General features: G+C 43.4%; 20 protein-coding genes and 1 other RNA gene. 5 read left to right on the plus strand and 16 right to left on the minus strand.

What is annotated here, in order from left to right; translation table 11 throughout:
* The 10 genes from ACVRYP_RS03370 to tadA form a co-directional block, all read right to left on the minus strand.
* On the minus strand, positions 1-2,016 hold the full coding sequence (locus tag ACVRYP_RS03370; protein WP_447467365.1) for a BglG family transcription antiterminator: 2,016 nt from the start codon (positions 2,014-2,016) through the stop codon (positions 1-3).
* A 231-nt stretch (positions 2,017-2,247) separates the two neighbouring features.
* Positions 2,248-2,982, minus strand: coding sequence for an SDR family NAD(P)-dependent oxidoreductase (locus ACVRYP_RS03375; protein ID WP_447467366.1), 735 nt, complete (start codon positions 2,980-2,982; stop codon positions 2,248-2,250).
* 9 nt (positions 2,983-2,991) lie between these two features.
* Positions 2,992-3,834, minus strand: a complete 843-nt coding sequence (locus ACVRYP_RS03380) for an aldo/keto reductase (RefSeq protein WP_447467367.1) — start codon at positions 3,832-3,834, stop codon at positions 2,992-2,994.
* Positions 3,835-3,867: 33 nt separating this feature from the next.
* Complete coding sequence (locus ACVRYP_RS03385) at positions 3,868-5,061, minus strand: iron-containing alcohol dehydrogenase (protein WP_447467368.1); 1,194 nt, start codon at positions 5,059-5,061, stop codon at positions 3,868-3,870.
* A 20-nt stretch (positions 5,062-5,081) separates the two neighbouring features.
* Entirely contained in the window at positions 5,082-5,840 is a 759-nt protein-coding gene (locus ACVRYP_RS03390; protein ID WP_447467369.1) for a GntR family transcriptional regulator, read from the minus strand.
* An 81-nt stretch (positions 5,841-5,921) separates the two neighbouring features.
* Positions 5,922-6,737 (minus strand): amino acid ABC transporter substrate-binding protein, encoded by an 816-nt coding sequence (locus tag ACVRYP_RS03395; RefSeq protein WP_447467370.1) that lies wholly within the window; start codon positions 6,735-6,737, stop codon positions 5,922-5,924.
* A gap of 205 nt (positions 6,738-6,942) precedes the next feature.
* Positions 6,943-8,400: a glutamate--tRNA ligase gene (gene gltX, locus ACVRYP_RS03400; protein WP_447467371.1), complete on the minus strand. Its 1,458-nt coding sequence runs from the start codon at positions 8,398-8,400 to the stop codon at positions 6,943-6,945.
* A gap of 148 nt (positions 8,401-8,548) precedes the next feature.
* Positions 8,549-9,331: an LD-carboxypeptidase LdcB/DacB gene (gene ldcB, locus ACVRYP_RS03405; protein WP_447467372.1), complete on the minus strand. Its 783-nt coding sequence runs from the start codon at positions 9,329-9,331 to the stop codon at positions 8,549-8,551.
* Positions 9,332-9,476: 145 nt separating this feature from the next.
* An RNA gene (ffs, locus tag ACVRYP_RS03410) (signal recognition particle sRNA small type) lies at positions 9,477-9,574 on the minus strand.
* A gap of 54 nt (positions 9,575-9,628) precedes the next feature.
* A complete protein-coding gene (gene tadA, locus ACVRYP_RS03415) occupies positions 9,629-10,108 on the minus strand; it encodes a tRNA adenosine(34) deaminase TadA (RefSeq protein WP_447467373.1) in 480 nt (159 codons plus the stop codon).
* Positions 10,109-10,193: 85 nt separating this feature from the next.
* Here tadA and ACVRYP_RS03420 point away from each other — a divergent pair, with 85 nt between their 5' ends.
* Together ACVRYP_RS03420 and ACVRYP_RS03425 are read left to right on the plus strand one after the other, a co-directional pair.
* Positions 10,194-10,580, plus strand: a complete 387-nt coding sequence (locus ACVRYP_RS03420; protein WP_447467374.1) for an HIT family protein — start codon at positions 10,194-10,196, stop codon at positions 10,578-10,580.
* A 26-nt stretch (positions 10,581-10,606) separates the two neighbouring features.
* Complete coding sequence (locus tag ACVRYP_RS03425; protein WP_447467490.1) at positions 10,607-11,233, plus strand: YdcF family protein; 627 nt, start codon at positions 10,607-10,609, stop codon at positions 11,231-11,233.
* 49 nt (positions 11,234-11,282) lie between these two features.
* Here the strand turns inward: ACVRYP_RS03425 and ACVRYP_RS03430 are convergent, their stop codons facing one another.
* The 6 genes from ACVRYP_RS03430 to ACVRYP_RS03455 form a co-directional block, all read right to left on the minus strand.
* Complete coding sequence (locus ACVRYP_RS03430; RefSeq protein WP_447467375.1) at positions 11,283-12,287, minus strand: aldose epimerase family protein; 1,005 nt, start codon at positions 12,285-12,287, stop codon at positions 11,283-11,285.
* A 128-nt stretch (positions 12,288-12,415) separates the two neighbouring features.
* The gene (locus ACVRYP_RS03435; protein WP_307122004.1) at positions 12,416-12,826 is read right to left on the minus strand and encodes a PTS sugar transporter subunit IIA; all 411 of its coding nucleotides are present in this window, start codon (positions 12,824-12,826) and stop codon (positions 12,416-12,418) included.
* Between the two features lie 3 nt (positions 12,827-12,829).
* Positions 12,830-13,648 (minus strand): PTS system mannose/fructose/sorbose family transporter subunit IID, encoded by an 819-nt coding sequence (locus ACVRYP_RS03440; RefSeq protein ID WP_447467376.1) that lies wholly within the window; start codon positions 13,646-13,648, stop codon positions 12,830-12,832.
* Positions 13,635-14,546 (minus strand): PTS mannose/fructose/sorbose/N-acetylgalactosamine transporter subunit IIC, encoded by a 912-nt coding sequence (locus ACVRYP_RS03445; protein WP_447467377.1) that lies wholly within the window; start codon positions 14,544-14,546, stop codon positions 13,635-13,637. Before ACVRYP_RS03445 ends, ACVRYP_RS03440 begins: the two co-directional genes overlap by 14 nt.
* Before the next feature lie 42 nt (positions 14,547-14,588).
* Positions 14,589-15,074: a PTS sugar transporter subunit IIB gene (locus tag ACVRYP_RS03450; protein ID WP_447467378.1), complete on the minus strand. Its 486-nt coding sequence runs from the start codon at positions 15,072-15,074 to the stop codon at positions 14,589-14,591.
* A gap of 2 nt (positions 15,075-15,076) precedes the next feature.
* Positions 15,077-16,858 (minus strand): glycoside hydrolase family 35 protein, encoded by a 1,782-nt coding sequence (locus ACVRYP_RS03455; RefSeq protein WP_447467379.1) that lies wholly within the window; start codon positions 16,856-16,858, stop codon positions 15,077-15,079.
* Between the two features lie 255 nt (positions 16,859-17,113).
* On the opposite strand from ACVRYP_RS03455, the gene agaR reads away from it, so the two are divergent.
* From agaR to ACVRYP_RS03470, 3 genes are all read left to right on the plus strand, one after another.
* The gene (agaR, locus tag ACVRYP_RS03460; protein WP_447467380.1) at positions 17,114-17,818 is read left to right on the plus strand and encodes a transcriptional regulator AgaR; all 705 of its coding nucleotides are present in this window, start codon (positions 17,114-17,116) and stop codon (positions 17,816-17,818) included.
* 38 nt (positions 17,819-17,856) lie between these two features.
* Positions 17,857-19,005, plus strand: a complete 1,149-nt coding sequence (locus ACVRYP_RS03465; RefSeq protein WP_447467381.1) for an AraC family transcriptional regulator — start codon at positions 17,857-17,859, stop codon at positions 19,003-19,005.
* Positions 19,006-19,278: 273 nt separating this feature from the next.
* On the plus strand, positions 19,279-19,998 hold the full coding sequence (locus tag ACVRYP_RS03470; RefSeq protein ID WP_447467382.1) for a GntR family transcriptional regulator: 720 nt from the start codon (positions 19,279-19,281) through the stop codon (positions 19,996-19,998).
* Positions 19,999-20,018: the final 20 nt, after the last annotated feature.

The raw sequence follows: 20,018 nt of genomic DNA on the forward strand, positions 1-20,018 counted from the left end.
TTAGTTTCCTCCTTTTAGTTGTACATTCAACAATGGTAAAAATTGTGATTTAAAGTTTTCAAATGTTGGGCATTGAGATAGCCTCTCTAAATTCATCGGATCCTGTATCCACTGCACAAAGGCAGGGGAAATATATTTCATAGCCTTAGCATTCTGTTTAGCAGGAGACATTAAGGCTGTGAACCTCACCTCTCGGTGTTCTTGATCCCAGAATAAACCATTCGGTGTCATAATCACAGCGATCTCCGTTTTTAACCCTATAGAAGCACTTGGGTGCGGAAAGGCAAAGTGTTCTTGAAAGACAATACTGCCGAGTTGCTCTCGCATCGCTAGTTGCGCTTTAAAATGATGTTTGAAATCTTCTAGTCCAACATCCGTTAGCGTGTCCAAAGCTCGCTCTAAGACTTCTTCTCGTGTAACATTTGATTTCTGTATGACTATGAACCGAGAGGCATCAAAGACTGAATTAAATATTTCCAAGGCTTCAGGAGTTAGGTAATCCTCAGATTTCTGCCCTATCTCTGTGTTTTTTCTAGCTCGAAGGTTTAAAAATTTTTGAATCTTATTGATGTCATCATCCAAAAGCAAAGCATTGACCTGAAGTACAGGAACTGGAAGCATAATAGAATCCAAGTTTACGGTTGATAAAACCAAATCAATAGAGTCTAAGCTAACATCCGCCAATTCATAATAACTGATAACTTCAACGATTTCTAACTGCCTAGCAAATAACTGTTGCAAGCGATTCATCAACATTTGTGCACTACCATAACCAGTGGCACAGATAACTAGTACTCGCTTGCTTCCCTCCTGACGCAGTCGTTGAATACTACTAATCACATGAATGGCAATGTAAGCCCACTCATCGTCACTGATGGGATACGATTCTAGTAATGGCATAGTAACAAAAACATCCTTGACTATGGACAGTTCAGATCCATAATGTTCTTTCAAATCCTCTAACATCGGATTTTCCATGACAATCTGTGATTCCAATCGAATCAGCAGGGGCGTGAAATGAGCAATCAGTCCTTGTAAAAGGGCACTGTCTTCTGTCAAAGGTAACTCTAAAATATCAGACAGTTTTGCCAAACAAGTTTGGACTTCCGATTGCAGTCGTTCCTGAACCTTTGTTGTTTGTCCCCCATGAGATTTTCCCATAAGATGCAAGGAAATATACCTGGCTTCTGCGTCTGGAAACACTATAGCAAAGCGTTCTTCTAGTTGCGTCAGAATTTCTCGAGCCACCTGATAGGAATGCTCATCTGGCTCAAGAGGGTTTGAATAATCAAACTGAAATCGTCTATTTGTTTTTAAACGTTTAAATGAAAGAGCAATATGTAAGACTAAGTTTTGAATAGCATAATCAGACATCTTAACATCATTTTGGCGACAAACCTGCCAAACCAGAACCGTCAAATCTTCCAGAGAGATTTCTTCTAGAATATTGTCCGCCTCTAATTGTGATATAAAGTCTGCTTCCTTGGCTTGAGGAAAAAAGTAGCCGATTAAAAAACGCCGTTGTTTTTCTTCTGTTCCTTCAATTGTTAGCCCTTTATTATGTTTCGCAACAATCTGAATACCATATTGTTTTAATTGTTGTCGAAGGCTGTTTAAACAAGCTAGAACAGTTGCACGACTAACAAACAACTCTTGCGATAGCTGGTCAACTGTCAAATAAACTTCTTCAAAAAATAAACGATTTAAAATATAGTGTTCACGGTCTTTTGGGGTCTCTAGTCTTCTTGCATCTAAGCTATACTCTTGTAACTCTTCCTCATTCTGAAGGAACTGGTAAAATAAATACTCATCTTCAAGAATCAACTGGTACCCTTGTCCTCGTTTACGGTCTAGCCTAGCGCCTGAGTTTTGTAATGCTTCTGAAAGCGTTACAATTGATTTGCGCAAGGTTCGCGTTGTGATAGCTAACTCTTGTGCTAATTGTTCTCCCTTAAGAGCAAAGTTTTGGTGTTGTGTTAAAAGTTTGAGTATTTGCCACTCACGTTTGGCTAACATCTGACACCCCCTTCTTCTCTATGTTTTAATTATATGTTGAAAACGTTATCTTAGATAGCACCAATTATTCCTTTTTGAAAAGGAAATTTTCTAAACTAGTCATTAAATTTGAGGCAGTGCTATCTCTTTTCTCCATAAAAAAGGACAGACGATTGTCAAAATCACTTCTGTCCTTCTCCCGTCAGATAAATGTTTTGATCTCGATTGAACAGACATTTCCTAGACTAATTATTATTTGAGTGATTCCTGGAATGCATGAACCGCTTCATTCAAAGCCATCCCCTTGAATTTTTGGGCACTGATCCACTGGCCTCTGATGTCAGCATCTACAAAGCCTCCTAGAATCATTCCAGGAATCACTGTGTCAACCGCATGACTGGCATTGGGACCTCCAAGATCTGTACGGATCAAACCTGGATCTGCAACATTGAGGGTCACATTATGACCCGCTAATTTTCCGGCATAATCTCTGGTAATTTTATCCAGAGCGCCTTTCGAGGCTGCGTAAGCACCTTGTTCAGGCTGATTCTTAATCCCACTGGTCGTATTGACAATACGACCAAAGTCACGCTCTAGCATGCCTGGCAAGAAAGCCTCGATTAAAATCATCGGCGCAATGACATTGACTTGGTAAGACCAGATATAGTCTTCAGTCGCCACTGCCCAAGGGTTTTCTTGAGACTTGGGCTGAACACCGGCATTGTTAAACAAAAGGTCGATAGCGACTTTATCTAGAACAGTTTTGGCCATTTGGCGCACCGCTTGCTCATCGGACAGCTCAGCCTCAACAGCAAAAACTTCCACTCCCAGTGCAGCTATCTCAGCCACTAGACTCTCGGTATGTTGAAGCTCTCGACTGTGAACCACTAGGTTGGCCCCTTCTTTGGCTAACGCCAGAGCCATTTCGCGTCCAATTCCTCGACTGGCCCCTGTTACTAAGGCCCATTTCCCTTTAATATCCATCATTTGTTATCCTTAAAAAGTTGTTTGATCTGGGTCTTTTTGCTGGCTAACCCCTTGCACATGGTCCAACTGCTCGATGTCACCGGATTCGAGTTCGAAATCAAAGACATCTAGGTTTGAGGTGATATTAGCAGGTGTTACAGACTTAGGCAGTGGCAAGAAACCTTTATCAAGAGACCAGCGAAGGGCTACTTGGGCAATAGACTTGTTGTATTTTTCAGCCAACTTGCCAACTAATTCATTTTGGAAGATAGACCCTGTTCCCAGTGGGCTGTAGGCTTCTAGAAGGATGTTATGCTTCTGACAGAAGGCATTAAGCTCTTCTTGTGGACACCCTGGCGCCAAGAGCACTTGGTTAACATGTGGCTGGACTTCAGCAGTTTCAAATAAAGCCTCCAAATGGTGAACCATAAAGTTGGAAACCCCAATAGCACGGAGTTTGCCAGCATTGTAAGCTTCTTCCATAGCTTTCCAGACACCTGCATTACGTTCTTTAAAACCTACAGTTTCACGCGCAGCAGCTGGGTTTGGCCAGTGAATCAAGAGAAGGTCGATATAGTCAACGCCAAGTTTTTGAAGGGATTCTTCAATTGAGGCGCGCGCTGACTCATAATCATGATGCGCATTCCAAACCTTTGTCGTTAAGAAAATATCCTTGCGTGACAAGCCACTGTCAGCAATTGCACGGCCAACGCTGGCTTCGTTTTTATAGGCTTGAGCTGTGTCAATATGAGTATAGCCAACTTTGAGGGCGTGAGCCACTGCGTTATAAGCTTCATCGCCTTCTTTCATTTGCCAGGTTCCAAAACCAAGTTTTGGAATAGTAACGCCATTTGATAAGATATAATGTTCCATGGTCTTCCTCTTTCTTTTTGATAGTTAATCCGCTTAGAAGGTCATTTCTTCAAAGCAAGCTAGGATAATCGCTTCAACATCTGAAACAGTCAAATTAACAAACTTATCGTGTTCAAGACCGCCATGAAGAACAGCCTTTTCACTCATTTCCAAGACCAAGTCCTTGGTTTCAATCCCTACTTCTGGTAAGGTCATTGGAATTTTCAAGTCTTCATGGAGGAAGCGATAGGTTTTCTCAACAGCTTGACGGGCTAGGTCTTCATCAGAGCCTTCTGTCAAGCCCCAGACATTACGGGCATAGGTTGCGAGTTTAGCATGCGATTTAGCGTCCTTATCGATACAGAACTGCATCCATCGTGGAGTCAAAACAGCAAGTCCAATACCGTGGGTGATATCGTAGTAAGCAGACAACTCATGCTCAATGGCATGGCAGGTCCAACCACCACTTCGGCCACGAGCCACCAATCCATTAAGGGCAAGTGTAGACGCCCAAAGAAGATTAGCACGCGCATCGTAATTATCAGGCTCTTTGATCGCTACGGGTGCGTGTTTGATAATGGTTTTCATCAAGCCTTCAGCAATCCCGTCCTGAACATCTACTGCAGGCGTATGGTTAAAGTACTGCTCATAGAGATGGCTCATCATATCGGCAGAGCCAGCAGCTGTTTGCCATTTGTTAACCGTAAAGGTCAAGGTAGGGTCTAAAAACGAAGCCCGTGGAATCAAGTCCCAGCCACCTGTCCCCAATTTTTCATTGGTCTCAGGATTTGAAATGACAGCATTGCGGTTCATCTCTGTTCCTGTCGCAGCTAAGGTCAAAATATCGACAATAGGAACAGCCTTCCCAATCTTACTGCTGTCTAAAACTAAATCCCAAGCGTCTCCGTCATAGTAAACCCCACCTGCAATTACTTTAGAAGCATCAACAACAGAGCCACCACCAACAGCAAGAATCACATCAAGGTCATTCTCACGAATCAAGCGAACACCCTCACGGACAGAGTCAATCCTAGGGTTGGGCTCAATTCCTGCTAATTCTACAAAAGTAAAGCCATTGTCATTCAAGAGGTCAACGACCTTATCGTAAAGGCCTGAGCGCTTAATCGAGCCACCACCGTAGGCCAGCAAGACACGTTTTCCAAGTGGTGCTAACACTTCTGGTAATTCGCCCAAGCGATCTTTCCCGAATCGGATATCCGTCGGAATCTGTAATCTAAAATTTTCCATGTATTACTCCTTTTTAAACATTATTGGTTAAACATAATGGTTTCAAAATCAAAAACATCAGGCAAATGGTGAGAAATTGAATACTCAAAGACCCGACAATCATCCAGACTGCTGACCTGAGACACCTCCATCAAAAAATCGGTCTCCGTCAGTTGCATTTCCTGTTTTTCCAAGTCATTCGGTCGCACACCTGAGACCTTAACAAAAGCGCTATATACCTTTCGCCCTAGTCCCTCTGAGATGTAGTTATAGATAGAGTTTTCGAGGTGTTCGCGCTTCAATCCAGGAATGACATCAACTGGCATGTAGGTGTACTCCATAATAATCGGCCTGCCCTCTAAGACACGCAAACGCACAATCTCATAGACAAAATCGTCCGTCGACAAGGATAATTTCTCAGCCATTTCCTCTGATGGGCGCGTGACATCAAAGGTAAGCACTTTTGATGTTAACCCTTTTGGAAAATCGTGAGACGTTCCTTTTAGCGAATAAAGATGGGGGCGCTGCGTCGCTTTCCAGTCTCTGACCAGAGTCCCAGCCCCACGGCGCCTCAAGATATAGCCTTCTGCCACCAGAACATCCAAGGCTTGCTTCAAGGTCATCAAGCTGACTTCGTATTCCTTAGCGAGTGTTGAGCCGTCTGGAAGCAGACTGTTCACAGGATAAACCTCATCGCGTATCTTTTCCCGAATGGCCTCTGCAATTTTAAGGTATTTGGGTTTTACCTTACCGATAACAAGCACCTCCTTCTTCCATTTTCCTTTATTATACGCTTTCATTTTTTAAAAGTCTAGTCTTTTAATATTGCAGTTCTATATTTTTATAAAAAATCAGGACCTTGAGAGCCCTGATTGTATTTGTTATTGTAATTCTGCTTCATCTGGTAAGTATGACCCACCAAAGAATTCCTGGCTAATCTCTTCGAGTTTACCGGTCTTGTATAGCTCTTTAAGCGCTTGATTAAAGGCTTCTTGCAACTCTTTTTGGTCATCTGCAAAAATGAAATAGTTCATCGGATTTCCCTCAGTTTCGATTTCAACAACCTTGAGATCAAGCCCTTGTTCTCTAATAATATTTTCAATGGAAACTTTGTCAAAAATCAAATAATCAAACTGTCCTGCCTCTAAGTCAATCAGGCGCTTGGTGACATTTTCACCAGAATACTCAACGATGGACGGATTATCTGGGTGTTCCTCACTCCACTCTTCAACCAACTGAGCGGTCGATGTCCCTGTATCATCACGAGTTGTTTTGCCCCCAATATCATCTAGAGACGTGATTGGTGAGTCTGGTACGACCGCCATAACCATAGGATTGGTCGCGATTGGCAAAGAATAGAGATACTTTTCTGCCCGCTCAGCAGTATAGCTTAAATTATTGGCAGCGACTTGGTAGTGCCCGCTGTCAAGGCCGATAAAGATACTCTCCCAAGAAGTCTTCTTATAGATAAAACTATAATCTTCCAGCGACTCATCTACAGCCTTTAACACCTCGATATCGTAACCAGTGAGTTCCTCTCCCTCTTCATAGGAAAACGGTCTAACATCACCTGCTGTTACCACGATAATCTCTTTTACTTCGCTATCTGCCGATTTTGCTCTTTCAGATGTCTGACAGGCCCCCAAAACTAATCCAGCGACCAAAGTCAGGGCGATCAATAATTTCTTTTTTACCATTTTAGTCCTCCTAAATCCATGATACCACCAGGAGTTCTTTTTGGGTAATAGAGATTTTCAATGACTCTGATAGAAAATAATTATCAAGAAAATTAACTCTAAAAGTTAATGACCTCTCACCCTTGCCCAAACCATTGTTGAATCAGCTGATTTCTTGTACAAGATAACAAAAAAGAGCTGGAAATAAACTTCCAACTCTCAATTTTTATGAAATCCTGTTGAGGGTTTGTTCAATATGCGCAATCGACTTTTCACGCCCTAAGAGATAAATGGTATTTGGCAATTCTGGACCATGCATTTCACCTGAGACAGCAATCCGAATCGGCATAAAGAGGTTTTTCCCCTTGATACCTGTTTCTTTTTGAACAGCCTTGATTTGTGGGAAGATGTTTTCTGTGACAAATTCTTCATCAGACATAGCTTCTAATTTAGCTTTGAAGGCCTCAAGAACAGTCGGTACCGTTTCTCCAGCCATCACTTCTCTCTCAGCATCTGACAATTCTGGGAAGTCAGAAAAGAAAAGGTCAGTTAAAGCGACAATTTCATCAGCTGATTTAAGCTGTGGCTGGTAGAGTTCCACCAATTTCTCAGCCTTATCGGTCAGGCGACCTGCTTCTTCCAAAAATGGTTTGCAAAGTTCAAAGACCGTCTCCAAATCAGCATTTTTGATGTAGTCGTTGCTCATCCAATCTAGTTTTTTCTGGTCAAAGGCAGCTGGAGACTTGCTGAGGCGGTTTTCATCAAAGAGCTCAATCAACTGCTCACGGGAGAAGATTTCCTCTTCACCACCAGGATTCCATCCCAAAAGGGAGATGAAGTTGAAGACCGCCTCAGGCAAGTAGCCTTTTTTGCGGTAATCTTCGATAAACTGGAGGGTGTTGGTGTCACGCTTAGACAATTTTTTACCCGTCTCACTATTGATGATCAGGGTCATGTGGCCAAAGGCTGGCGCTTCCCAACCCAGTGCCTCATAAACCATGAGCTGTTTTGGCGTATTGGCAATATGGTCATCTCCACGAATAACGTGGGAAATGCCCATGTCGTGGTCATCAATAACGACAGCGAAGTTATAGGTCGGGTAGCCATCCTTTTTCTGGATAACCCAGTCACCACCAATATTACCACCTTCAAAAGTGATTTCACCCTTGACCATGTCATCCCACTTATAGAGTCCTGCTTCATTAACAGCCAAACGGACAGTTGGCACGACACCAGCAGCTTCACGCTCGGCGATGTAGGCTGCTTTTTGGTCTTCAGACATCCCTAGGAATTCATTGATGTAGCGCGGTGTCTCACCTGCTGCTTCTTGGCGTTCGCGTTCTACCGCCAATTCTTCTTCGGTCACATAAGACTTATAGGCCTTGCCTTCGGCTAAAAGCTGATCAATGACTTTTTGGTAGAGTTCCAAACGCTCTGATTGGCGGTAATTCTCATGGGTTTCTGGACTTTCATCCCAATCAATCCCTAACCAACGCAAATTTTCAAGCTGCGAACGCTCGCCATCTTCGACATGACGCTTGCGGTCCGTATCCTCGATACGGATGACGAAGCTCCCCCCGTGATGGCGGGCATAAAGATAGTTAAATAAAGCTGTGCGGGCATTACCGATATGCAATAACCCAGTTGGACTTGGTGCGTAACGCACACGAATTGGCTTAGTCAATTACTGTTCTCCTGTTCGTTTTCAATCGTTTCTATTATAGCATAGTTTAGACCATTTGGGTTGGTCTTGATTCATTTATTTGGAAAGGTTAAAACGAAGCCAATAGACCTCGTTTTTGTGATTTTTGCTTTGCTTATCAACCTTAACATTACTGGGCGTAATCGCCACCATCAACACCGTAATACTCTTCTAACGTCAAACCTGATTGGTAAATGTCTGTTGCTTCTTGCCCAATGTAGCGAACATGCCAGCTTTCAGGCATATAGCCTGTTACAGATTCTTTACCAGGCAGGTAGCGGACCACAAAACCATAATGGTGTGCGTTGTCCCGAAGCCAAGCGGATGCTTGTGGTTCTTCCAGTAAATTCCCAGCAGCATCTGTGAGGTCAAAGGCTAAACCCATTTGGTGCTCACTATAGCCAGGCCTTGCTGAATAACGATCTGCTGCTGCCTGGCCATCTCTAGCCACATAATCCTGGTAGAGCTGCGCTTGAGTTTCATAACTTCTAAAGCCACTGTACCCATAAGAAATACCAAATCCTTGGGCCATCATATCCGCTTGCAACTGTTGGAAAGCAGCTAAGGCAGTGGGATTTTCACCTGGAGCATAGCTAGCAGGTAGAGGGTGCCTTTTATTAACGATGATTATCTCATCGCCGTACTTGCCCGTCACGCTATAGTAAGTCCCATTATTGGTCACTGTTGAGCCATTTGAAAATTCAGATGACCCAACTGAAGAGGCTTGATCTGTAAGAGAGCCTTTTGATGCGTCTGTGTTTTGAGACGAAGTTGTTGCCTTTGATGTTGATTTTGTCGCTTCTTGACTCGTTTTGGATGAAGAGGACGCCTTGGTCTCCTCAGATTTGCTCGTGCAGGCTACTAGGGTCAACAGGGTTAGGCACGTTAAACCTAAGCTGGCGTATTTTTTCATATCGTCTCCGTTCGTTTTGCAAGATTTCTGTTCTTATTCTAACACTGTATTCCTATTAATTCAAGGTTTTTCCGCTCTTCTTCATTCTCTATTTTTTCTAACAGCAGACGAGCCATTATACATCATTCTGTTTTCACAGGGCTTTTGAAAGTACCAAAAAAGAGCACACACCTTACCTCGCTTAGGGCTGCTGGATTCCTCCCCTGACCCACTTCACGCAAAGATGTTGCTCCAAAGACTATTATATCACAAATTAACAGATACGCAAGTCTCATAGAGCTTCAGCTGAAAGGGGCACTAGTCCAGCTTTTTCTGCTCTCGTCTGGCCCTAAAAAAAGCTTGCATGACACTAGCACACGCTTCCTCTAAAATTCCTGACTCCACCTGAACCCGGTGATTGAGACGCTCATCGGTCAAAATATCATAGAGGCTACCCGCAGCACCAAACTTGGCATTGGCCGCTCCATAAATGACTTTTGGAATGCGGGCTAAACCGATAGCACCGCTACACATGACACAGGGTTCAATGGTCACAAACAAAGTGCAATCCAAAAGTCGCCAATTGCCCACATGGGCATTGGCCTCAGTAATCGCCATGATTTCAGCGTGCATAACCGCCTGATTGAGCTCCTCACGCGCATTGTGTCCACGGCCTATAATTTCCCCATCTTTGACAATAACACAACCGATGGGGATCTCGTCCTTGGCCAAAGACTTCTCAGCTTCCATTAAGGCTTCTCGCATAAAGCCTTCTTTTTCTTCAAGTGTGTATTCCATAAGGCTATTCTATCAGATTTTCTTGACTTTGTAAGCCCCTATGCTATACTAAACTATATTCCATCACATGATAAGGGAGAGACCCATGACCTGTACCTTTTGCCAACTCCAGCACGAATCCCCTCTACTTGAAACCGACCATTTTTACCTGGTCTTTGACATCGACCCTATCCAGACAGGGCATTTGCTGATTATCGCTAAAGCGCATTTGGCCAATCTGACGGACTTATCTGATCTAGCTGCGCTAGAGCTTTTACAGATCCAAAAACAGTTGATTGGTGCCCTCTATAACCTCTGCCCAGACTACGACTGGACCTTCGTCTGTAACAATGGGCAACTCATGGACCCAGGCACACACCTGCATGTCCATGCCATTCCCAGACAAACGGGTGATGGTTTCTGGGAGAGCGTTTCGCCAATAGCTCTAGACCTAGACAAAGCGTCTTTGCTTGAGGCATTGCAAGATAGCTAATGAAAGATAGAATGGTTGTGAAGCAGATGAAACCCATCATTCCCAAATCCCCTGATGTTCCTGATTTGAGCGCAGAGGACATGCTCTTTTTGACAGAGGTCACCTTCGGTCCATCTATAACGCCAAGACCTTGCGATGTCCTCTTTGTCTTTAGCGGGACACATCCCGGCCACTGGGAAAAGGCTATCGAAGCCTATCAAAAAGGCCTTTGCCAGACCATCCTTGTGACAGGTGGCCGGAGCCTAACAGGAACGCCACATCCCGACTGGACTGGTGAGACAGAGTCCGATGTCATCATCAAGTATCTCTTGGCCGCAGGGGTGCCAGAGTCTGTTATTATTTCAGAGAAAAAGTCTAGCAACACCCTTGAAAATGTCACTTGTGCCAAGGAGGTCTTTGATTTTGCTCAGATTAGCTCCCTCCTTTTTGTCTGCAAGGCTCACGCTACCGGTCGCCAATGGCGGACCCTGACCAAACACCTGCCCGCTCATATCACGTTTGTCCCCTATGCCTTTGACACCATTTATCAGGGCCTTCCTATCACACGAGACAACTGGATGACCACTGCTACGGGGCGCTCCCGTGTCTGGGGCGAGTATCTGCGAATTGTCCATTATGGGCAAAAAGGCGATATTACACCCCTTGAAGAGTAAAAGCCCCACCATTCAAAAGAAGTGGAGGGGTCACAAGGTTTAGTCCTTATTAAATGAGTGTAACTGTAAAGGTCGTCTTACTGGTAAAGACATCCCCTGCTTTTAGGGTAATGTCGCCAAAACCAGGATTAACCATGGCATCTGGCAAGAGCTGCGTCTCTAAGGTAAAGGCACCGTGCGGGACAATCTCACGCCCGTCTGCCACAGGCCAACCATAGGTATAGATAACAACAGATGGCAGGTCTGTGTCCAAGGTCAAGCTAACCTTACCATCAGAGGATTTCGCTTCCACTTGAGGAGCATCTCCTTCAAGCACCCAAGCGTGGTCATAGCCTTGTGCGATCTGATGCTGCAGGTCATCGCGATAAAAGCCTTGGCCAATCGGCGCAAAGTCACGAAAATCAAAGACAGTTCCACCAACGCCTTCCAAATGCCCTGCGGGGGTATTGTCTTCTTTGAGAGGAGCATATTTGTCAGCCTTAATCTTCAGCTGGTGCTCATCGATAACTGTTGTCACATCGCCATCCAAGTTAAAGTAGACGTGGTTGGTCGGATTAAAGATAGTCTCTTTTTCAGATACCCCTTCGACACGATAGGTTAAGGCATTGTCAACCAACTCGTAGATGACCTTGACGGCAATCGGGCCAGGGAAGCCATTTTGCCCATCTGCTAAGACGGTTGTGAAAGCTAGAGAAGAATCGCTCAAAAGCTCTGTGTCCCAATAGGCCGTGTGCAAGCTTTCTGGACCACCGTGAAGGTTGTTGCCTTTTTCGTTGGCCGTTAGAGAGAAAGTCTCCTCACCTAGAGTGATCTCAGCCCCAGATAAGCGCCCTGCAACCGGACCCACCATGGCACCGATATAGATATCCTCCTGGCGGTAAGCCTCATCGCTAGCGTAGCCAACAACGATATTGCGTTTGCCACCAGGAGCAGGCACCCAAAACTCAACGATACGAGCCCCAAAGTTGGTCAGGGCTACTTCCACTCCTGTTTCACTTGTCAAGCGATAAAGTTTGGATTGCTCTGCTCCAAAATCACTAACTGTAATTGTCATCCTATTCTCCTTCTTATTTTTAAAAGGACTTCCACCTAAAGGTTAGAAGTCCTTTTCTTAATTAGGCTTATCTTTAGTATAGCGCTTTCTTTTGAAAATGTTAACTAAAGACTAGGTTTTTTGTTTTTTTATTCATCTTCGTCGTCTTCGTCATCAGACGCGTTTAACAAATCATTGACTTTCTTGGTATTAGTTGTCGCAAAGACCACCAAATCCTCATTCATGCCAACCAGTTCATTATTGATGAAACCGATGACCATAGGCATGCTCATCCCAGCGTAAAGCTCGAATTCACGCCCTTCTAAGAGCAAGCGAGAAGCTACATTGCATGGCGTTCCACCGAGCAAGTCAGCAAAGATGACAAACTCATCAAAGTCTTTAATAACCTCTTCTAACTTGGCACGGAAATCATCCGCTCCCTCAGAAGGTTCAAGTACAACGGTGTGAATGTTATCTTGAGGTCCCATCAGCATTTCTGTACTGGCTTTTAGTCCTTCGCTAAACGACCCATGACTGATTAGCACTAATTGTTTTGCCATAGTCTACGCCATTCCAAACAAGAAGTGTCCGATCGCAGAGAAACCTACTGCTAAAAGAATGATGATTAAGATAGCTTTGGTAGAGGTCATGCCTTTACGACCAAGAAGCCAGAAGACAAATCCAGTGAAGAGCGCTGGTACAAGACGAGGGAAGATAGAGTTGAGCAAGTCTTGAATGTCGATTACTTTTTCACCGATTTGAGGCATCCAAGATACTTCGAAGTTGATCATAGTGGCAATCAAGGCACCAACCATGAATACCCCCATAACAGTAGCCGCATCTACCAAAGCATTCAAGCGATCTCGCATCGTCGTGATCAATTTAGTTCCTTCACGGTAGGCAATTTCCAACTGCTTCCAACGGAAAACGTTGATAGCCATGGCAGCTGCTACCCAGAGTAAAATTCCGACTGGGTTACCTTGGGCTGCTAGAGTTGCTGCGATAGTCCCCATAATAGCTGGAACGAGAGACCCAAAGATAGAGTCACCGATTGGGGCGAATGGTCCCATGAGACCTGTCTTGATACCATTGACCGCATCCTTAGACGCTACCCCTTCGTTTTCTTCGAGGGCAAGGTCAATACCAGTGATAATAGTATGGAAGAAGTTTGACGTGTTGAAGAATTGCGTGTGCATCTTCATCATTTCTTTTAATTCAGGTGTGCCATCTCCATACATTTTACGAAGTTGTGGCAAGATGATGTAAAGGTAACCTGATCCCTGCATCCGTTCGTAGTTCCATCCTAATTGGTAGGTAAAGAGACTACGTTTGTTGATTTGATTAAAATCTTCTTTTGTTAATTTGTAATTAGATTTCGTCATCTTCAATTTCCCCACTTTCTACGTTCGAAGTAGTTGGCGCTACAACTGTGCGTTGGCTGTTTTTGTAATGAAGCACTGCAAGCAAAGCACCGATAATCGCAATACCAATCATTGGAAGGCCTTTGAAGTTGTTGCTAAAGGCAAGAGCACCATCTTCTGGAAGCAATTCGTTGATTGGAGCAAGGTAGCTCGCAACAGTACCACCCAAGGTTTGAATGTTAGAGTAGATAACAGTCAACATAGCTGTGATACCGAAACCTGCTGCCAAGTAGTGAAGATTACGTTTAACTGGTAAGTAGTGAAGCAAGATTGCAAACCCGAGACCTGGAAGCATGCGACCTGCAAGTGTCAAACCATTTGCAAACCATTGAACGCTTGCAATCCAGTCAACAACTGTTTGAACAAAGCCACCACCAAGCGCCAAGGCAAGGAATACTGGAAGGGCACGAGACAAGGCCCAAGGAATGGCACCGAGTAGGTAGTTACGTTCGATACCCTTGTAGTCAAAACGTTCAACTGCTGCATCCACACGGTGAGCGAAGTAAGTTGTGGTCATACGACCCAAGATGTCAGTGTAAACCAAGAGAGCTGCTACCGGAACGGCGATTGTTGTTACCGCTAACTCAGGATCAATTCCTTGTGCTACTGAGAAAGCAGTTGCCAATACCGCACCTGATGTTGCGTCAATACGAGAAGCACCACCAAAGGTACCAACCCCAAGAACCATGAGCTGCAAGCTAGCCCCGATCGCAAGACCGGTTGCCATATCACCCATGATAAGACCGGAAATAAATCCTGCAAAAACTGGCGAACCAGCAGACGATACGATGGTCAACTCATCACAGATTTGATAAGCTGAGTACAACGTGAGTAAAAGTATTTGCCACCATTGAATCATGATGTATCCTCCTAAAAATTTTTTGAATGATTCCGAAAGTAATTATCTCACCTTATCAAGCAATGGCATGAAAGGTTTTGCAGTGTCACCTGGTACCATTTGGGCATAGAGGTTGACACCTTTGGCTGCTAGTGCATCAAAATCTGCAATGTCTTTAGGCTCAACGTTAATGGAGCGTGTCACAGATTTCGTGTTAGCATTTTGGGACATGTTTCCGACATTTAACTCTGGTAGCGAAACGCCCCGTTCTAAAAGACCTAAGAAGCGATCTGGTTTACGAGCAACAATCAAGAGTCGCTGACTATCGTATTTACCGGCTAAGATATTAGCAGCAGCTTTGTCGACAGAAAGGATTGAAAGTTTGACACCAGGTGGTGTTGCTAGCTTCAAGCCAGACTTCTCAATGTCATTGTTAACCACCTCATCATCAACCACCATGATGCGACTGATGTTGAGCTTTGTTGTCCAAAGATTGGCGACTTGTCCGTGAATGAGACGTCCGTCAATCCGTGTTGCAATAATTGCCATAGTTAGGCCTCCTCCATTTGTTTATAGTGATGGGTTTTGACTAAATGAATACTTTGGGCCGCCTGTCCTTCTGTCTCAAAAATGATAATCTCATTTTTGCCTTCCCTTAAGAACCCTTTAGGTATATATAAGGAAAGAATTGGACCGACATTCCAGAAGCGACCTAGGTTTACACCGTTGATAAAGGCGACTCCTTTACCAAACTCTGCTAGGTCCAGATAAGTGTCTTCAAGGTGATCAAGATCAACCTCGTATCGATAAAAAGCTGGTAGACCTTCTTGCCACTCGCCGCTAAAATCAATGGCATCGACATGATCAAGAGGTAAAGAATACTGTTGCCATCCTGTTAGGAAGTGCAAATCTGCCATAACCCCTTGACGCAAGCCTTTGCGCTGGGTATCTGCCAGAAGTTTGTGACCGTAGTTGACGCGCCCCATATTTTCCATGAGAACGTCTAGCTGACTCCTACCATCCTCAAGCTGATGCATGATATCTTCACCAATTTCAGCTTGATACTGGGTGGCGATGTGTTTCTCATTGATAAAGAACTGGGCACGGTCACGACCATCGATCAGGCGGAAGCGTTCGGCTTCTTGCTTATCATTTTCAACTGCCGTCCGGTAAAGCAGATAGCCTGTTGACTGGCCAAGCTTTTCCATAGTTAGTGGGTAAACCGTTTCAATCGGTTGGGCTAAAGTGTCTAGCGTGCTAAAGAGACTGACTTTGTCTTTGAGAGGGATACCCGTCTTTTCAAAACTTTCTTTAACAAGAGGTTCCAGCTGCTCAATATCTGGAAAGACTTCCTGAAGCATCTCCTTGAGAGCAAAGTATTTAGCAGTTGGGTTTCCTTGCTCGTCTAGCGGTGCGTCGTAGTCATATGAAGTGACTTGCGGTAAATCCGTGACGCCCCGTGCGGAACACCCGTTCATAAATCCGAAATTTGTCCCTCCATGGAACATGTACAGGTTAATCGATCCTAGTTCTATGCATTCTTTGACTGCTTCTGCCAACTCTTTAGGATCTCGCCGGATAATGGGTTCTTTCCACCGATTAAACCAGCCATCCCAGAACTCCATACACATGAGTGGCCATTTCTTACCATGCTCATCAAAGAAGTCCTGCATGTCCTTAAAATTAAGCCTTGCTTTAGAGCCAAAGTTCCCTGTTGTCAGAATATCATCCTCAATCATCGACCCTGCTCGTAAAGTAGCACGCCAAGGGCCATCCGACGTAAAGAGGGGAACAGTGATACCACGTGTTGTCATCAAGTCTTTAAGAGCTCTCAGGTATTTTTTTTCTTCCCCAAAAGAGCCATACTCATTTTCGACTTGCATCATCAAGATATTACCGCCATGGTCAAATTGCCTTTTGACCAACTTGGGCAGGAGGACATCATAGTATTCCGCGACATGCTTTAAGTAGTTTTGATCGGATGTTCTAATCCTAATATCTTCATTGAGCAGCCATGCTGGTAGGCCACCAAATTCCCATTCTGCACAGATGAAAGGTGATGGTCTGACGATCGCATATAACCCAAGGTCTTTTGCAGTGTCTAGGAATCTTTCTAAGTCTAAAATCCCTTGAAAATTAAACTGACCCTTTGACGGTTCGTGAAGGTTCCAAGCCACGTAAGTTTCAACAGTATTGAACCCTAGGGCCTTAAGATTGTATAAAGAATGATACCAATCATCTGGATGAATTCTAAAATAGTGGATAGCCCCCGATAAAATTTTAAAGGACTCCCCATTCAAATAAAAGTCATCCGATACTTCAAATTTTATCACTCGGCACCTCCTTTTTAAATTTTAGATAGCGCTTTCGTATATCAATATAGTATCTTATCTTTCCCCAAAAGTCAATATTGTTTTTTTACATTTTTAGTTTTTTTAATTACTTTTTTCACTTTTTATGACAAAATGACCACTATATCTTTTTTATATGACAAAACCGAGATATTCTTTCTTAAATTTTGATTTTATGTTAATATTATAAGTAAGAACAACACCTCTACACCAACATTTATAGAAAGGTCTTTTACTATGAGAATTCCAAAATACCAGATGATTAAAAACGATCTCAAGCAACAATTGCGCTCTGGGAAGTTTGAAAACGGCGATAAATTTTATACCGAAGCTGAGCTTATCGATATCTTCCAAGTGAGTTCGATTACGGTCATCAGGGCCCTCAACGACTTGGTGACAGAAGGATATCTCACCCGTCGGCAAGGAAAAGGGACCTTCGTTTCCAGAGCCCGCAAAGGGAAACGTGTCCGCTTCTCAGATGTGGAAGTTTTTCCGTTTGATAAGGATGAGGTCACCGTATTAGCTCTCGTCCGCGAGCAAGATCCAACTATTTTAAAAACCTTAAAACTCGGGAAAAACGGAGCTTACTACCGTATTGAACGATTGCGTCGGGCAGATGGGACAGCCTATATCTATCAAAAATCATTCATCCCAGAGAAGTTCATCGATGTCAAAAACCATGACATGTCCTACTACAGTTCCATTTATCAGCACTTTAAGACAGCTCATGATATTCATTTAAACGAAGAGAGTTTCACAGAAACAAACGAAGTTAAGTTTCCGACCCCAGAGCAAGTAGCGAAGGTCCTCGAAACGACTGAAACCGAACCTACCATCTTACAGGTTCGGACAACCTTCAACGAAGAAACCCAGGAAATCTTCGAGCATATTGAGTCTTATAAAAAATGGGACTATTACAAGTTCAAATTAACCTCAGATTAGTTTCAAATTCGTCTATTATTCTGGAAAGGATGCCTATTATGTTTACCAAAACATCGGCAATTGATAAAAATATCCATTTTAAATCTGTCGTGGGTCCCGGTCCTAAATCCTACCATTCTTCGGAGTCTTTTTATGAAAAACTCCCTGTAGCTACCCTTTTATCCTGCGACAAACCCGTATATCTCAGTGCAACATCAGGTATCTCATTGCTTGTCGTCTCAAGAGATATCCAAGGTCCTTTTGAGAAATTCATCCTCCATGGAACCATTAAAGTTTTGCCAGGTACTTTTTATAACCTGACTAGTGTTTCTGAAGCAAGTTCTATCAATAAGAAACTTGCTCCTTTTTCTAATGAAAATGAAACCGTTTTACTCGAACCAATCGAATGGAACCCAATTGCGCCTGCTGTTCATATTTCTGAAATCTTCACCCTCTACTATCAAGTCAAGAAAGCCCCCTATCATTTTGGGCCAGAACAGCATCGCTATTGTGAATTGACGATTGTCGAGCAAGGGGAATTAGAAACGGTTATTGATGGTAAGCACTATCTGCTGAGAAAGAACGACGCTATTTTATATCAGCGAAATCAAACGCATACGCAAGCTGTCAACGAAGAGGATACAACTACTTATATCACCGTTCTCTTTGATATGACGCTCCTTGATCCTCAATTTTTTAATCGTATTTTCCACTTGAGTTCAGGCCAAATTGCTCAGATAGAAACCTTTATTCGTATCAGTGACGAGGACCATTTTCCTTATAAGAATGATCATTTAATCGCCCGGTTAAAACTCTTTATTCTTTCCTTAATAAGCGAATCAAATCCTTATCCTTCAAAAGCGTCATCCATGAAGGAAAAATACGATCAAGATTTGACGCAACAAATCACTGAATATATCAAGGAACACCCAGAAGCACGTGTTATTGACGTGACCCATCACTTTGGCATGTCTCGTTCGAACATACAATCGCTCTTTCACCGTTTTGTCGGAATGCAACCCCATGCTTATATTGAAGAACAACGCCTGAAACAAGCAAAAATCCTGATGCGTGATTCTAGTTACTCGCTGACAGAAATTGCACGGTTAGTGGGGTACCATTCCCTTCCTGCTTTCTCACGGTCCTTTAAAAACGCTTTTGGCTACTCTCCTTCAAGCTATGCTAAAAAATTGTACAAGCAAATTTAAGGCGCTACAACTTATCTATTAACTAAAAACAGGTCCGGAATTAACCGAACCTGTTTTTTACATGCTTAGCACGGTTTGATTTCAATACTTTAAGTCCCTACTAACAAAAAGATGAGCGTTAATCTTATAATAGTATTCATCTAGTATATTAATTGACTTGTTCTGTTAAAAAAAGATTCAATTTTGGTAAATTACTATCTGGCTTTTTTTTAGTAGAAGCGATACAATATAAGTAACTATAGGTAACTGGTCGTTACCAGTTGGAGGTTTTTTATGATTGAACTTAACCCCCTATATCTACAATTGAGCGAGCAACTCATACAGACCATTAAACAGATGGACAGTTCACAAAAGTTTTTATCCGAACGGGAAATCTGCCGCCAATATGATGTCAGCCGAACAACTGTTCGAGCTGCCTTAGACTATTTGGAAGGTCAAGGCTATATTTCAAGGCATCACGGAAAAGGAACCTTTACTTCAGATGCTTGGCAAGACCGTCCCAAACTCAGTATGGGCTACAGCTTTACGGAACAAATGCAGGCCATTGATAAGGTTCCAAGTAGTAAGATCCTAGGCTTTGGACAAATCGTTCCGGATTCTTTTGTCGCAGAGGAACTCCATCTCAAACAAGGGGAACCCGTTTGGTATCTCAACCGTTTGCGTTTAGCCGATAAACGGCCAATGATGCTTGAGATTACCTATCTACCATCTCATTTGTTTCCAGATTTGAGCAGTTATAATCTGGAAGAACACTCTCTTTACGATCTTTTTGAAACCGTCTATGATCAATATATTCTTTTTGCAGATGAGGTTTTTACAGCTGACCTTTTAAGTCCTGAACAGGCCAGCCATTTAAACGCGACCGAAGGAGATGCCTGCCTCAGTTTGACACGTAAATCTTACAATCAAGACCGTGTCATTGTTGAATACACGAGCAGCGTCGCCCGTCATGATTGTTTTTATTATCAGGTCCGTCACTATCGAAATCAATAACAATTTTTCCTAAAGGAGGA

The sequence above is a fragment of the Streptococcus rifensis genome, assembly GCF_053203525.1.

Excerpts from the sequence above, each read along its gene's own strand:
- ACVRYP_RS03370 (WP_447467365.1), bottom strand. The coding sequence starts at position 2,016 with ATGTTAGCCAAACGTGAGTGGCAAATACTCAAACTTTTAACACAACAC.
- ACVRYP_RS03375 (WP_447467366.1), bottom strand. The coding sequence starts at position 2,982 with ATGATGGATATTAAAGGGAAATGGGCCTTAGTAACAGGGGCCAGTCGA.
- ACVRYP_RS03380 (WP_447467367.1), bottom strand. The coding sequence starts at position 3,834 with ATGGAACATTATATCTTATCAAATGGCGTTACTATTCCAAAACTTGGT.
- ACVRYP_RS03385 (WP_447467368.1), bottom strand. The coding sequence starts at position 5,061 with ATGGAAAATTTTAGATTACAGATTCCGACGGATATCCGATTCGGGAAA.
- ACVRYP_RS03390 (WP_447467369.1), bottom strand. The coding sequence starts at position 5,840 with ATGAAAGCGTATAATAAAGGAAAATGGAAGAAGGAGGTGCTTGTTATC.
- ACVRYP_RS03395 (WP_447467370.1), bottom strand. The coding sequence starts at position 6,737 with ATGGTAAAAAAGAAATTATTGATCGCCCTGACTTTGGTCGCTGGATTA.
- ldcB (WP_447467372.1), bottom strand. The coding sequence starts at position 9,331 with ATGAAAAAATACGCCAGCTTAGGTTTAACGTGCCTAACCCTGTTGACC.
- tadA (WP_447467373.1), bottom strand. The coding sequence starts at position 10,108 with ATGGAATACACACTTGAAGAAAAAGAAGGCTTTATGCGAGAAGCCTTA.
- ACVRYP_RS03420 (WP_447467374.1), top strand. The coding sequence starts at position 10,194 with ATGACCTGTACCTTTTGCCAACTCCAGCACGAATCCCCTCTACTTGAA.
- ACVRYP_RS03425 (WP_447467490.1), top strand. The coding sequence starts at position 10,607 with ATGAAACCCATCATTCCCAAATCCCCTGATGTTCCTGATTTGAGCGCA.
- ACVRYP_RS03430 (WP_447467375.1), bottom strand. The coding sequence starts at position 12,287 with ATGACAATTACAGTTAGTGATTTTGGAGCAGAGCAATCCAAACTTTAT.
- ACVRYP_RS03435 (WP_307122004.1), bottom strand. The coding sequence starts at position 12,826 with ATGGCAAAACAATTAGTGCTAATCAGTCATGGGTCGTTTAGCGAAGGA.
- ACVRYP_RS03440 (WP_447467376.1), bottom strand. The coding sequence starts at position 13,648 with ATGACGAAATCTAATTACAAATTAACAAAAGAAGATTTTAATCAAATC.
- ACVRYP_RS03445 (WP_447467377.1), bottom strand. The coding sequence starts at position 14,546 with ATGATTCAATGGTGGCAAATACTTTTACTCACGTTGTACTCAGCTTAT.
- ACVRYP_RS03450 (WP_447467378.1), bottom strand. The coding sequence starts at position 15,074 with ATGGCAATTATTGCAACACGGATTGACGGACGTCTCATTCACGGACAA.
- agaR (WP_447467380.1), top strand. The coding sequence starts at position 17,114 with ATGAGAATTCCAAAATACCAGATGATTAAAAACGATCTCAAGCAACAA.
- ACVRYP_RS03465 (WP_447467381.1), top strand. The coding sequence starts at position 17,857 with ATGTTTACCAAAACATCGGCAATTGATAAAAATATCCATTTTAAATCT.
- ACVRYP_RS03470 (WP_447467382.1), top strand. The coding sequence starts at position 19,279 with ATGATTGAACTTAACCCCCTATATCTACAATTGAGCGAGCAACTCATA.